The sequence below is a fragment of the Streptomyces purpurascens genome (assembly GCF_045040895.1).
In the GTDB taxonomy this organism is placed as follows: Bacteria; Actinomycetota; Actinomycetes; order Streptomycetales; family Streptomycetaceae; genus Streptomyces; species Streptomyces purpurascens.
Genome location: NZ_CP108341.1, coordinates 7,118,268 through 7,132,794 on the forward strand (window position 1 = coordinate 7,118,268; position 14,527 = coordinate 7,132,794).

Consider the following 14,527-nt stretch of genomic DNA (forward strand, 5'->3'; position numbering starts at 1 on the left):
ACCCCCAACTCGATTGCTCAGGAGAGCAGTTCGACCTCCGCCAGCGTGCCCTCGTCGTCGAGGACCAGGCGGTATTTCTCGTACGTACCCGGTGACCTCACCGTGAACGCGCGGGTCTGCCTGTCCCAGGCGAAGGACTCGTCGGAGCGCCGGTCCAGCGTCCGCCAGGTCGTGCCGTCGGAGGAGCCCTGGAGCGTCCAGCCGGTCGGCGCCTTCGCCCGGTCCGACGACGACGTCAGCGTGTACTGGACCGCCTCGGCACGCTCGGGGACCGGCAGATCCACCGACGTCGCCGCCGCGTCCGTCGCCGACGTGTCGTCGAACAGGGCACCCTCGCCCTTCAGCACGTCCGCGCGGGGCGTCGGCACCTCGTCGCCCCGGGTGATCGACACGGGTGCGGCGTGCTTCCCCGTGCCCCAGGACGACGGCCGCGGGCCCATGTCGAACTCCAGGACACCGCCCTTGGCGACCACCGAGTGCGGCAGGGAGGTCTTGGACCAGGCCCGGCCGTTGACCTTCAGCCCCTGCACGTACACGTTCTCAGCGCTGTTCCGCGGCGCCTTCACCACCAGCTCGCGCCCGTTCTCCAGGTGCACGGTCGCCTTCGTGAACAGCGGTGAGCCGATCGCGTACTCGCCGCTGCCCATCACCAGCGGATAGAAGCCGAGCGCGGAGAACAGGTACCAGGCCGACTGCTCGCCGTTGTCCTCGTCGCCGTGGTAGCCCTGGCCGATCTCACTGCCCGTGTACAGGCGCGACAGCACCTCGCGGACGTTCTTCTGCGCCTTCCAGGGCTGCCCGGCCGCGTCGTACATGTAGATCGCGTGGTGCGCGACCTGGTTGGAGTGCCCGTACATGCCCATCCGTACGTCCCGCGCCTCCGTCATCTCGTGGATGACACCGCCGTAGGAGCCGACGAACTCGGGGGAGGCCGTCTCGGGCGTGGAGAAGTAGGCGTCGAGCTTGTCGGCGAGACCCTTCCGGCCGCCGTACAGGTTCGCCAGACCCCGGCTGTCCTGTGGGGCGGTAAACGCGTATCCGTACCCATTCGTCTCGGTGTAGTCGTGGCCCCAGACTCGCGGGTCGTACGTCGAGGACTCGACCCGCCAGTCGCCCTTGGCGTCCCGGCCCTGGAAGAAGCCGGCCTTCGTGTCGAAGAGGTTCACATAGTCCTGGGCGCGGTTCCGGAAGTACTCCGACTCCTCCTTGTAGCGCCGCTCGCCGGTCTCCTCGTAGAGCTTCCGGCCCATGCGGGAGATGCCGTAGTCGTTGAGGTAGCCCTCCAGTGCCCAGGACAGGCCCTCGTGCGTCTCGGTGCTGGTGTAGCCGAGGAAGGGGGAGGTGGTCATGCCCTTGCGGCCGACGCCCGGGTTCGGGGGCACGACCGTCGCGTTCTTCACGGCCGCGTCGTACGCCGCCTTCGCGTCGAAGTCCACGCCCTTGACGTACGCGTCCGCGAACGCCACGTCCGAGGACGTGCCCGTCATGAGGTCCGCGTAGCCGGGGGAGGACCAGCGCGAGGTCCAGCCGCCGTCCTTGTACTGCTGCACGAACCCGTCGACCAGCTCGCCTGCCCTGCTCGGCGTGAGGAAGGAGTAGGCCGGCCAGGTCGTCCGGTAGGTGTCCCAGAAGCCGTTGTTGACGTACACCTCGCCGTCGACGATCTTCGCGCCGGTGTGTGTCGGGGTGTCCGGGTTCGGCATGGGGGAGAACGGCGAGGCGTACTGGTGTTTCCCGCCGACCTTCTCGAAACCGGAGTTCGGGTACAGGTACAGCCGGTACAGGCTGGAGTACAGCGTCGTCAGCTGGTCCGGTGTCGCGCCCTCGACCTCGACCTTGCCGAGCAGCCGGTCCCACTGCCGCTGGGCGCTCTTCCTCACGGCCTCGAAGGACCTGCCTTCGGGGATCTCCTGGCGGAGGTTGTCCTTCGCCTGGTCGACGCTGATCAGCGAGGTCGCCAGGCGCAGGGTGACGGTCCGGTCGTCGGCCTTGAAGCGCAGATGGCCCTTCACACCGGACGACGAGCCCTCGGTCACCGGCTTGTCGAACGCGCCGTAGACGAACAGCCGGGTCGCTCCCGTCGACAGCCCGGACTTCACGTCCGAGTAGCCGGTCACGATCCCGTTCTCCTTGTCGAGGGTCAGGCCCGCCTGGTCGGTGACGTTGTCGAAGAGGACGCTCGCGTCGTCGCCGGGGTAGGTGAAGCGCAGGGCCGCAGCGTGGTCGGTCGGCGCCATCTCGGCCTTCAGCCCGTTCTCGAACCGCACCCCGTAGTAGTAGGGCCGCGCGGTCTCGTTCTCGTGCCGGAAGGCCAGCTCCCGGGCCTCCCGGCCGAGGTCAGGGGTGCCGGTGGCGACGGACGGCATCAGCTGGAAGGTCTGCCGGTCGCCCATCCAGGGGCTCGGCTCGTGGCTAGCGCTGAACGCCTGGATCGTCGGCAGGTTGTCCGCGTTGTTGGCGCGCGCGTAGTCGTACAGCCAGCTCAGCGAGCCCGCGTTGGTCACCGGCGTCCAGAAGTTGAAGCCGTGCGGCACCGCCGTCGCCGGGAAGTTGTTGCCCCGCGAGAAGCCGCCGCTGGAGTTGGTGCCCCGGGTCGTCACCGCGTAGTCGGACAGATGCGCCTTCGGCCGCTCGGGAGCGGCGGACTCGAGGGTCACGTCGTCCAGCCAGCCCCGGAACTTCGCCGGACCCTTGGGGGAGTCGTACGCCACCAGGATCCGGTCCACGGTCTTTCCGGCCGCCACCGACCCGATCCGCGAGGCCACGTTGTTCCACTGGTTGACGTAGAGGATCTTCGCCGCGCCCTGCCCCCGTGGTGTCAGTGGGAAGCCGTGCTGGTCGGTGGCGCGGAGCTCGCTCAGATGGGTGCCGTCGGTGAAGGCGAGGTCGACGGCCACGTTCGTCGCGTCGTAGTCGAGGTCGCCGTCCGCCATCGACGGGAAGATCCGGTAGGCCAGCTCCGTGTTCCGGCCGACGGCCACGTTCACGTCGAAGACCTTGTTGAACGAGTAGGCCCGCCCGTCGGCGGTGTGCCGGCCGGCGTAGCGCAGGGCCCGCTTTCCGGTGAACCCGGCGCCCGCCTTGGCGGTGGGGGAGCCGCTCGGGCCGCGGTCGACGAGGGAGAGCATGTCCTGCGGGACGGGCCCGTCGCCGCCGCCCGTGGACAGCTGGACGTCGGCGAGCTGGAGGATGTCGCCGCCGTTGTTCCCGGTGATGTCGAGCCGGAAGTGCCGGTACTCGGCCGAGGCGGATTCCGCCAGGTCGTACGTCTTCGTCTGGAACCGCTCGGAGAAGGACTCGCCGGAGCGGGTGTCGAGGGTCTTCCAGTCCTTGCCGTCGGCGGAGCCCTTCAGGGTCCAGTCCTTGGGGTCGCGCTCGTCGTGGTCGTTGGCCGACGTCAGTGCGTAACGCACCAGTTTGACTGGTTTGTCCAGATCGAACTCGGCCCAGCCGGTGGGCTCGAAGGTGAGCCACTTGGTGCTCGGCTCGCCGTCGACGAGGTTCTCCTTCACCTCACCCCCGCCCGTGTTCTCGTCGCCGGCCCGGACGTCGGTGACATGGTCGGTCACATTGCCCGGTATGCCGCTGCTGTAGCCGCCGTCGACACCCGAGGCCCGCTTGCCGCCGTCGGGTGCGGTGTCGACGGTGTTCAACCAGTCCGGAACCGGGTCGTCCGACTCGAAGGAGGAAGCGAACCTCCGGTCGGGGGTCTCGGGGGCTTGGGGCAGTGCGACCGCAACGCCCTGTGAGCTCAGGGCCAAAGTGAAGGCGGTCGCCGACACGACCGCCGAACCCCATCTGTGCCGAGCTTTCCGCTGCATCAACGGGTACCCTCCCTGCGCAGTGGACAACGTTGTCAGCTTCGATGCGCAAGGACCAGTAGTTGCCCAAGTGGTGCAGAGTGTCAAGGGTGTTGGTTGTGGCATTCGGGCGCGACGACCGGGATATTTCCGTCGGGGACCGCACGGACCGCTCGACTTTCCGCGAGGTCTCAACTCGGATAAGACCCACGGCCAACCCTGTGTTCGATCTTGATCCGCTGACGGGAAGTGGACTATACCTGTCGGACGATTCACACCATCCGCACATCACCACCCGCACTTTCCTGCACGACCCAGCGTGACCCGATCGCGGTGCCGGGGAGGATCCGGTTCACCGCCTGAGTCCTGGAGAAGGCGAGGACTTGAGCATGGGATCCACTTCCGCCGAGAACCACGGCACCGAGGGTGTCGGCCGCCGTGATCTGATCAAGAGGTCCGCCGCGCTCGGGCTGATCTCCGTACCGACGATGAGCTTCCTGTCCGCCTGCGCCAGCGGCGGCGGCGACGACAGCGGCGACAAGGCCAAGGCCGGCAAGAAGACCGCGAAGAATCCGCTCGGTGTCAACGACACCGCGGGCATGGAATTCGTCCTGTTCGACGGCGGCTTCGGCAAGGAGTACGCCGAGGACGCGGTGAAGGTCTACGAGAAGAACTTCCCCAAGGTGAAGGTGAAGTTCTCCGCCACCCAGAAGATCCAGTCCACGCTCCAGCCCCGCTTCAACCAGGGCACCCCGCCGGACCTCATCGACAACTCCGGCGCCGAGCAGATGGACATGGGCGTCCTGGTCGGCAAGGACCAGCTCACCGACCTCACCCCGCTGCTGGACGCGCCCTCCTACGACGATCCGGCCAAGAAGGTCCGCGACACACTGCGCCCCGGCATCGTCGAGATGGGCCAGTTCGACGGCGAGAAGGTCTGGATCTTCTACTACGCCTACACGGTGTACGGCGTCTGGTACTCGCAGAAGGCCCTGGACTCGCTCGACGAGCAGTACCCCGAGACCTGGGACCAGATGCTCGCGGTCTGCGCGAAGGCCAAGAAGAAGGGCATGGCGGGCTGGACGTACGCGGGCAAGTACCCGTACTACCTGCCGTTCTCGCTCTACCCGATGATCGGCAAGGTCGGCGGCGCCGAGGTCCTCGACGCCATCGACAACCTGGAGCCGAACGCCTGGAAGCACCCGGCCGTCAAGGCCTGCTTCGAGGCCTACTACGAGCTCTTCAAGAAGGGCTACGTCCTCAAGGGCACCCCCGGTCTGGACCACATCCAGTCGCAGACGGCCTGGGCCCAGGGCAAGGCGCTGTTCATCCCGAACGGCTCCTGGGTGGAGAACGAGTCGGCCAACGTCATCCCGAAGGACTTCGGCCTGTCCGTCTCCGCGCCCACCGGAATCGACTCCTCCGACAAGCTGCCCTTCGGCACCATCTGGGCCTCCGGCGGCGAGCCCTTCATCGTCCCGTCCAAGGCGAAGAACGCCGAGGGCGGCATGGAGCAGCTGCGCATCATGCTCAGCGAGGCGTCCTCGAAGAACTTCACGAGCAAGGTGAAGTCGCTGACCGCGTACAACGGCGGCACCGACGGCATCGCCCTCACCCCGGGTCTGAAGTCGGGTGTCGCGGCCCTGGAGAAGGCCGGAGACAACGTGGTGAACCCCCGTCTCCAGGACTGGTACGTGCAGTTGCAGAAGGAGAAGATCGGCGTGTCCGGCCTGGGCGAGATGATGGCCGGCCGCCTCACCCCGGCCGAGGCCATCAAGAAGATCCAGGGCTTCGCCGACGAGGCCGCCAAGGACGACTCGATCAAGCACTACAAGCACCAGTAACGGCACCGGAAACTCATTTCCGCAACGGCACCGGAGTGGCGATGCAGCACGGCAAGTACCGGTTCATCGTGGGCTTCCTCGCGTTGCCCCTCGGCCTGTACGCGCTCTTCGTGGTCTGGCCGTTCATCCAGTCCATCTATTACTCGTTCACGGACTGGACCGGCCTGAGCCCCGAATTCAAGATGGTCGGCTTCGACAACTACAGCCGGCTGCTCGACGACGAGATCTTCTGGAAATCGTTGCAGCACAGTCTGCTCTTCGCGCTTCTGCTGCCGGTCGTGACGATCAGCCTGGCGCTGTTCTTCGCCTTCATGATCAATGTCGGCGGGCGGAAGAGGAAGAACGGACCGGTGGTCACCGGCGTCCGGGGCTCCTCGTTCTACAAGATCGTCTATTTCTTTCCGCAGGTGCTGTCCATCGCCATCGTCGCGCTGCTGTTCGCGTTCGCGTACAACCCGGACAGCGGCGCGATCAACTCGATCCTGCGCGGGATCGGCCTCGACGACGTCCAGCCGCTGTGGCTCGGCGACCCCGACCTCGCGCTGTGGGCCGTGATGGCGGTGCTCGTCTGGTCCACGGTCGGCTTCTTCGTGGTGCTCTTCTCCGCCGGCATGGCCTCCATCCCGGCGGAGATGTACGAGGCGGCCCTGCTGGACGGGGCGGGCCGCGCCACGACCTTCTTCCGCGTCACCCTGCCGCTGCTGTGGGACACCGTGCAGTCCGGCTGGGTCTACATGGGCATCCTCGCCCTGGGCGCCGAGTCGTTCGCGGTCGTGCAGATCATGACGACCGGGCCGGGCGGCCCCGACTACTCGACCACCGTCATGGTCCTGTACGTGTACCAGAAGGCGTTCCGTGACGGGCAGGCCGCCTACGCCACCACCATCGGTGTCGCCCTGCTCGTCGTCACGCTGGCCTTCGCCGCCGTGGTGATGCGGCTGGGCCGTCGCGAGCGGCTGGAGTACTGATGAAGACGACGCAGACCCCCGCGCCCGTGCCGGCCGAGTCCGGCGCGCCCGTCACCAAGGAGGACCTCCCGCCGGGCCCGCCGCCGAAGGCGAAGAAGGAGGGCACGGTCCTCAACGTCTTCTCCCACGGCGTCCTCGTCATCTGGGCGTTCATGGTGGTGATGCCGCTGCTCTGGGCGGTGATGACGTCCTTCAAGGACGACCGGTCCATCTTCTCCTCGCCCTGGTCGCTGCCGGACACGCTGCACTTCGACAACTGGTCGCGGGCGTGGACCGAGGCCAATATGAGCGACTACTTCCTCAACACCGTCCTGGTGGTGGGTGGTTCGCTCACCGGAACCCTGGTGCTCGGCTCGATGGCGGCCTACGTCCTGGCCCGCTTCGACTTCCCGGGCAACCGCTTCATCTACTTCCTGTTCATCGGCGGCATGAGCTTCCCGATCATGCTCGCGCTGGTCCCGCTCTTCTACGTCGTGAACAACATGGGCCTGCTGAACACCATCCACGGGCTGATCCTGGTCTACATCGCCTACTCGCTGCCGTTCACGGTGTTCTTCCTGACGGCGTTCTTCCGGACCCTGCCGACGTCCATCGCGGAGGCGGCCTTCGTCGACGGCGCCTCCCACAGCCGTACGTTCTTCCAGATCATGCTGCCCATGGCCAAGCCGGGCCTGGTCAGCGTGGGCATCTTCAACTTCCTGGGCCAGTGGAACCAGTACATGCTTCCCACGGTCCTCAACACGGACCCGGACAAGCGCGTCCTCACCCAGGGCCTCGTGCAGCTCGCGGTCAGCCAGGGCTACAAGGGCGACTGGTCGGGTCTCTTCGCGGGCCTGGTGATGGCGATGCTGCCGGTGCTCGCCGCGTACATCGTCTTCCAGCGGCAGGTGGTGCAGGGGCTGACGGCCGGCGCGCTCAAATAACCCTGCGCGTTCGCTCGCGTACACGCCGCTCCCGGTCCCGGGGGCGGCGTGCGGGCGTGTGTCCATGGACCTGGAAACGGCTCAACCTCTTGACGGGAGGCGACCCGAACAGCTCAGCTTAGAGTTCACTAGTTGGACATGGACGGGGTCTCATCGAAGCGGCCCCGCGCGCAGGAGGTCGTCGTGGAGACTCCGGGGTCGCAGTCGTCGCTGCACCGAGCCAACCTGGAGCGGGTCGTACGTGCCGTGCGTCTGGCGGGCTCCCTCACCCAGGCCGAGATCGCGCGGACGACGGGCCTGTCCGCGGCGACGGTCTCCAACATCGTCCGGGAGTTGAAGGACGGCGGCACCGTCGAGGTCACGCCGACATCGGCAGGGGGGCGCCGGGCCCGCAGCGTGTCGCTCAGCGGGGACGCCGGGATCGTCATAGGAGTCGACTTCGGGCACACCCACCTGCGCGTCGCGGTCGGGAACCTCGCCCACCAGGTGCTCGCCGAGGAGTCCGAGCCGCTGGACGTGGACGCCTCCTCGACGCAGGGCTTCGACCGGGCGGAACAACTGGTCAGCCGGCTGATCGAGGCCACCGGGGTCGACCGGTCCAAGATCGCCGGGGTCGGTCTGGGCGTGCCCGGACCCATCGACGTCGAGTCGGGGACCCTCGGCTCGACCGCCATCCTGCCCGGCTGGACCGGCACCAAGCCCGCCGAGGAGCTGCGGGGGCGGCTCGGCGTGCCGGTGCACGTGGACAACGACGCCAACCTCGGCGCCCTCGGCGAGATGGTCTGGGGCAGCGGTCGCGGGGTGCGCGACCTGGCGTACATCAAGGTCGCCAGCGGTGTCGGCGCCGGTCTGGTGATCAACGGGAAGATCTACCGGGGGCCCGGCGGTACAGCCGGGGAAATCGGACATATCACTCTCGATGAGTCCGGCCCCGTCTGCCGCTGCGGAAACCGCGGCTGCCTGGAGACCTTCGCGGCCGCGCGCTATGTGCTCCCGCTCCTGCAGTCCAGCCACGGCACCGACCTGACGATGGAAGGCGTCGTGCGCCTCGCACGGGACGGCGACCCGGGCTGCCGTCGCGTGGTCGCCGATGTCGGCCGCCACATCGGCAGCGGAGTGGCCAATCTCTGCAATCTGCTGAACCCCAGCCGCGTGGTCCTCGGCGGTGATCTCGCCGAGGCCGGTGAGCTGGTGCTCGGACCGATCCGGGAGTCCGTCGGGCGCTACGCGATCCCCAGTGCGGCACGCCAGTTGTCCGTTCTCCCGGGTGCCCTCGGCGGCCGTGCAGAGGTCCTCGGAGCGCTCGCTCTCGCCCTCAGCGAGATGGGCGATTCAACGCTTTTGGACGGAACTGCCCCTGGGATGCTGCAGACAGCGGCCCCCGCCTTCACTTAGAGAACGGATGGCACCGTTGCCATCTCGTTAAGGATTTACTTCTTGACGTCGCACGTGTGGCCGAGTTGACTTCCAGCCACCTCGGCCGCAATGTCGCGGCCTCGTCAGGGAGGTTTCTGAAGTGAACACGCGTATGCGTCGCGCCGCTGTTGCGATTGCCGCCGGTGCGATGGCCGTTTCGCTTGCTGCCTGTGGCAGCGCCAAGGAGTCCGGCGACAACGCCGATTCCAGCGGGTCCGCCAAGAAGGGCGACGACATCAAGGTCGCCCTGCTCCTTCCGGAGAACGCGACCGCCCGCTACGAGAAGTTCGACCGGGTGCTCATCGAGAAGAAGGTCAAGGAACTCACGAGCGGCAAGGGCGAGGTCGTCTACGCCAACGCCAATCAGGACGCGGCCAAGCAGAACCAGCAGGTCGACACGATGATCTCCAACAAGGTCGACGTGCTGATCGTGGACGCGGTGGACTCCAAGGCCATCGCAGGCTCGGTGAAGAAGGCCAAGGACGCCGGCATCCCCGTCGTCGCCTACGACCGCCTGGCCGAGGGCCCGATCGACGCCTACACCTCGTTCGACAACGTCACCGTCGGCAAGACCCAGGGCGAGGCCCTGCTGAAGGCGCTGGGCGACAAGGCCAAGGACGGCCAGATCGTCATGATGAACGGGTCGTCCACCGACCCCAACGCCGCCCTGTTCAAGAAGGGTGCCCACTCCGTCCTCGACGGCAAGGTGAAGGTCGGCCGCGAGTACGACACCAAGGAGTGGAAGCCGGAGAACGCCAACGCCAACATGGAGGGCGCCATCTCCGCCCTCGGCAAGGACAAGATCGTCGGCGTCTACTCCGCCAACGACGGCATGGCGGGCGGCATCATCACGGCCCTGAAGGCCGCCGGCATCGCCGACGTCCCGGTCACCGGCCAGGACGCCGAACTCGCGGGTGTGCAGCGCATCGTGACCGGTGAGCAGTACATGAGCGTCTACAAGCCCTACCCGCAGGAGGCCGACGTCGCCGCGGAGATGGCCGTCGCGCTCGCCCAGGGCAAGTCGCTCGACTCCATCGCCAAGGACAAGGTCGACAGCCCGACCACCAAGGCCGTCCCCTCCGTCCTCGTCCCGGTCGTCTCGCTGACGAAGGACAACATCAAGGACACCGTCATCAAGGACGGCATCTACACCGTGAGCGAGATCTGCACCGGCAAGTACAAGGCCGCGTGCGACAAGATCGGCCTCAAGTAGTCACCCCGAGTTCCTCCGGCGCCCCGCACACCAGCCCCGCAAGCTACGCGGGGCGCCGGAGTGATCACTCCTCCCACACTTTCTGCACAACCTCCCGCTGGTCAGGCGGCGAAGGAGATGGTTCACGTGTCCGCTACGCCCGTGCTGGCGTTGCGCGGGGTCTCCAAGCGGTTCGGTGCCGTACAGGCGCTCACCGACGTAGAGCTTGAGGTCCATGCCGGTGAAGTGGTCGCCCTGGTCGGCGACAACGGCGCCGGAAAATCCACGCTGGTCAAGACGATCGCCGGCGTGCACCCCATCGATGAGGGCGTCATCGAATGGGACGGCAGGTCCGTCCAGATCGACAAGCCGCACGACGCCCAGAACCTGGGCATCGCGACCGTCTACCAGGACCTCGCGCTGTGCGACAACATCGACGTCGTCGGCAACCTCTACCTGGGCCGGGAGATCCGCAAGCGCGGCGTCCTGGACGAGGTGGAGATGGAGCGCCGCTCCCGCGAGCTGCTCGACACGCTGTCGATCCGCATCCCCAGCGTCCGCATCCCGATCGCCTCGCTCTCCGGCGGCCAGCGCCAGACGGTGGCCATCGCGCGGTCCATGCTCGGCGAGCCGAAGCTGGTCATCCTCGACGAGCCCACCGCCGCCCTCGGCGTCGAGCAGACCGCCCAGGTCCTCGACCTCGTCGAGCGGCTGCGCGAGCGCGGCCACGCCGTCATCCTCATCAGCCACAACATGGCCGACGTCAAGGCCGTCGCGGACAAGGTCGCCGTGCTGCGCCTCGGGCGCAACAACGGCATCTTCGAGGTCAAGTCGACCTCGCAGGAAGAGATCATCTCCGCCATCACCGGCGCCACCGACAACGCCGTGACCCGCCGTGCGGCGCGCACGAACGGGGAGGCTTCCAAGTGAGCATCGACAAGACCTCCGCGGCTCCGGGAACTCCCGAGGACCACGTCGTGGCGAACCCCGAGGCGGCCAAGGCCGCCGTCACGGTCGTCGACCCCCGGCTCCTGGTGCGCGAGCAGGGCTTCGCGGGCTACGTCACCGAGTTCAAGCGGAAGATGAAGTCCGGTGACCTGGGTTCCATCCCGGTGGTCGTCGGCCTGGCCATCATCTGGATCATCTTCCAGAGCCTGAACTCCAACTTCCTCACCGCGGGCAACCTGTCCGACATGTCCGTCGCCATGGTCGGCACCGGCATGATCGCCGTCGGCATCGTGTTCGTGCTGCTGCTCGGTGAGATCGATCTGTCGGTCGGCTCGGTCAGCGGTGTGGCGGGCGCGAGCTTCGCCGTGCTCAATGTCACCAACGGCATGAACGAGTGGCTCGCCTTCGTGCTGGCCATCGTCACCGGCACCGTCGCCGGCGCGCTGCACGGCTTCTTCTTCGCGAAGATCGGCGTCCCCGCCTTCGCCGTCACGCTGGCCGGCCTGCTGTTCTGGAACGGCTTCATGCTCCAGATCCTGGGCGACAACGGCACGATCAACCTCGACCCGGACGGGGTCGTGGCCCAGCTGACCAGCTACTACTTCTCCGACGTGGCCGCCGCCTACGGTCTGGCCGCGGTGGTGACCGTCGGGTACTTCCTCAGCTCCTTCCTCGGCAACCGGCGGCGCGAGGCCGCGGGCGTGCCGTCGCGGCCGCTGAGCGAGACGGTGGTGCGGACGGTGCTCCTCGCGGTCCTGACCTTCGCCGTCGCGATCGTCTTCAACCAGTACAAGGGCCTGCCGCTGGCCGTGGTGATCTTCATCGTGGTGCTCCTGGTCACGGACTTCGTGCTGCGGCGTACGGCGTACGGGCGGAAGGTGTTCGCGCTCGGCGGCAGCGTCGAGGCGTCGCGCCGGGCCGGTATCAACGTGGAGCTGGTCCGGATCTCGGTGTTCGCCATCTCCGGGACGTTCGCCGCGGTGGGCGGTCTGTTCATCGCGTCGAAGATCGCCGCGGCGAACCAGGGCGCGGGCGGCGGTGACCTGCTGATGAACGCGATCGCCGCCGCGGTGATCGGCGGTACGTCGCTGTTCGGCGGTCGCGGGCGGACGTGGAACGCGCTGCTCGGCGTGCTGGTGATCGTGTCGATCCAGTACGGGCTCGCCCTGGAGGGCATCGCCTCTCCGGTGCAGTACATGATCACTGGTGGTGTGCTGTTGGCCACGGTCGTGATCGACGCGGTGACGCGCAAGACGCAGAAGACCGCGGGCCGCGCGTAACGCCGACCGACCCCCTGTGCCCGGCATCGAGAGGTGCCGGGCACAGTTGTGTCGTAGGTGTGGCACAACTTGGGTACAGCCGAAAGCGTGATGTATGCCCCAAGGCCTCGGCGCAGCCCTCAGGAGCGGAACATTAGACTCGACACGCCCGGCAACAGCTCGATCAGCTCTACTGCAAGGAGGCACGGGTGCCGCTGCTGACCCGTATCAGGGGACCGCGCGATCTGGACCGGCTCAGCCTGGAGGAGCTGAACCAGCTGGCGGAGGAGATCCGGAGCTTCCTCGTCGAAGCGGTCTCCAAGACCGGCGGTCACCTCGGCCCCAATCTCGGCGTGGTGGAGCTCACCATCGCCCTGCACCGGGTCTTCGACTCGCCCAGGGACAAGGTGCTCTGGGACACCGGCCACCAGTCCTACGTCCACAAGCTGCTCACCGGCCGTCAGGACTTCTCCAAGCTCAAGATGAAGGGCGGCCTGTCCGGCTACCCCTCGCAGGCCGAGTCCGAGCACGACGTCATCGAGAACTCGCACGCCTCGACCGTCCTCGGCTGGGCCGACGGCATCGCCAAGGCCAACCAGATCATGGACCGCGACGACCACGTGGTCGCCGTGATCGGTGACGGGGCCCTGACCGGCGGCATGGCCTGGGAGGCGCTGAACAACATCGCCGACGCCAAGGACCGGCCCCTCGTCATCGTCGTCAACGACAACGAGCGGTCCTACGCGCCGACCATCGGCGGTCTCGCCAACCACCTCGCGACGCTGCGGACGACGGACGGCTACGAGCGGTTCCTCGCCCGCACCAAGGAGGTGCTGGAGCGCACCCCCGTCGTCGGCCAGGCGCTCTACGACACCCTGCACGGCGCCAAGAAGGGCCTGAAGGACTTCATCGCCCCGCAGGGCATGTTCGAGGACCTCGGCCTGAAATACGTCGGCCCGATCGACGGGCACGACCTCGAGGCCCTGGAGTCCGCGCTCGCCAAGGCCAAGCGGTTCGGCGGCCCGGTCATCGTGCACTGCCTCACCGAGAAGGGCCGCGGCTACCAGCCCGCCCTCCAGGACGAGGCCGACCGCTTCCACGCCGTCGGCAAGATCCACCCCGACACGGGCCTGCCGATCAAGAGCTCCGGCGCCGACTGGACCTCCGTCTTCGGTGACGAGATGGTCGAACTCGGCAAGGAGCGCGAGGACATCGTCGCCATCACGGCCGCGATGCTCCAGCCGGTGGGCCTGGAGAAGTTCGCCAAGCGCTTCCCCGACCGGGTCTACGACGTCGGCATCGCCGAGCAGCACGGCGCCGTGTCGGCGGCCGGCCTGGCGACGGGCGGAGTGCACCCGGTGTTCGCCGTGTACGCCACCTTCCTCAACCGCGCCTTCGACCAGGTGCTGATGGACGTGGCCCTGCACAAGTGCGGTGTCACCTTCGTGCTGGACCGGGCCGGTGTCACCGGCACCGACGGGGCCTCCCACAACGGCATGTGGGACATGTCGATCCTGCAGGTCGTGCCGGGGCTGCGGCTGGCCGCGCCGCGTGACGCCGACCAGGTCCGCGCGCAGCTGCGCGAGGCCGTCGCGGTCGACGACGCGCCGACCGTGGTCCGCTTCTCCAAGGGTGCCGTCGGTCCCGCCGTACCCGCCGTCGGCCGCGTCGGCGGCATGGACGTGCTGCGTGAGCCCGGCACCGACCGGCCGGACGTGCTGCTGGTCTCCGTCGGAGCCCTCGCCCCGATGTGCCTGGAGATCGCCGGGCTGCTCGACAAGCAGGGCATCTCCACCACCGTCGTCGACCCGCGCTGGGTCAAGCCCGTCGACGAGGCCATGGCCCCGCTCGCCGAGCGGCACCGCGTGGTCGTCACCGTCGAGGACAACAGCCGGGTCGGGGGCGTGGGATCGGCGATCGCGCAGGCACTGCGGGACGCGGGTGTGGATGTGCCGCTGCGTGACTTCGGCATCCCGCCGCGCTTCCTCGACCACGCCACGCGTGCCGAGATCCTCGCCGAGATCGGCCTCACCGCGCCGGACATCGCCCGGCAGGTGACCGGGCTGGTCGCCAAGCTGGACGGACGGTACGAGGGCGGTGCCGTGGAGTCCGTGGAATCCGTGCGCGACTGACACGGCCGAACGGGTTCGGATGGGCCGGTTTCCCCACCATGAGGG

Annotated in this window: 9 protein-coding genes; 8 read left to right on the top strand and 1 reads right to left on the bottom strand. The window is 67.7% G+C overall.

The genetic code is table 11. The annotated features are described in order from the left end of the window. Positions 1 to 17: 17 nt before the first annotated feature. Positions 18 to 3,821, bottom strand: a complete 3,804-nt coding sequence (locus tag OHU35_RS32480; protein ID WP_405507811.1) for a GH92 family glycosyl hydrolase — start codon at positions 3,819 to 3,821, stop codon at positions 18 to 20. 368 nt (positions 3,822 to 4,189) lie between these two features. Between OHU35_RS32480 and ngcE the strand changes: the two genes are divergently transcribed. The 8 genes from ngcE to dxs all read left to right on the top strand — a co-directional run bounded on the left by ngcE (position 4,190) and on the right by dxs (position 14,482). Beyond that, complete coding sequence (gene ngcE / locus OHU35_RS32485) at positions 4,190 to 5,644, top strand: N-acetylglucosamine/diacetylchitobiose ABC transporter substrate-binding protein (protein WP_189721663.1); 1,455 nt, start codon at positions 4,190 to 4,192, stop codon at positions 5,642 to 5,644. Between the two features lie 41 nt (positions 5,645 to 5,685). Next, positions 5,686 to 6,612, top strand: coding sequence for a carbohydrate ABC transporter permease (locus OHU35_RS32490; RefSeq protein WP_189721662.1), 927 nt, complete (start codon positions 5,686 to 5,688; stop codon positions 6,610 to 6,612). Beyond that, positions 6,612 to 7,535, top strand: coding sequence for a carbohydrate ABC transporter permease (locus OHU35_RS32495; protein WP_189721661.1), 924 nt, complete (start codon positions 6,612 to 6,614; stop codon positions 7,533 to 7,535). Before OHU35_RS32490 ends, OHU35_RS32495 begins: the two co-directional genes overlap by 1 nt. A gap of 183 nt (positions 7,536 to 7,718) precedes the next feature. Beyond that, the gene (locus OHU35_RS32500) at positions 7,719 to 8,930 is read left to right on the top strand and encodes an ROK family transcriptional regulator (protein ID WP_359889089.1); all 1,212 of its coding nucleotides are present in this window, start codon (positions 7,719 to 7,721) and stop codon (positions 8,928 to 8,930) included. Between the two features lie 133 nt (positions 8,931 to 9,063). Continuing rightward, positions 9,064 to 10,164, top strand: a complete 1,101-nt coding sequence (locus OHU35_RS32505; protein WP_359889086.1) for a sugar ABC transporter substrate-binding protein — start codon at positions 9,064 to 9,066, stop codon at positions 10,162 to 10,164. A gap of 117 nt (positions 10,165 to 10,281) precedes the next feature. Further along, positions 10,282 to 11,073: an ATP-binding cassette domain-containing protein gene (locus tag OHU35_RS32510; protein ID WP_189721660.1), complete on the top strand. Its 792-nt coding sequence runs from the start codon at positions 10,282 to 10,284 to the stop codon at positions 11,071 to 11,073. Then, a complete protein-coding gene (locus OHU35_RS32515; protein ID WP_189721659.1) occupies positions 11,070 to 12,371 on the top strand; it encodes a sugar ABC transporter permease in 1,302 nt (433 codons plus the stop codon). The genes OHU35_RS32510 and OHU35_RS32515 overlap by 4 nt, the downstream gene beginning before the upstream one ends. A gap of 188 nt (positions 12,372 to 12,559) precedes the next feature. Continuing rightward, positions 12,560 to 14,482 carry a 1-deoxy-D-xylulose-5-phosphate synthase gene (gene dxs / locus OHU35_RS32520; RefSeq protein ID WP_189721658.1) on the top strand — a complete coding sequence of 641 codons (1,923 nt, stop codon included), beginning with the start codon at positions 12,560 to 12,562 and terminating at the stop codon, positions 14,480 to 14,482. Positions 14,483 to 14,527: the final 45 nt, after the last annotated feature.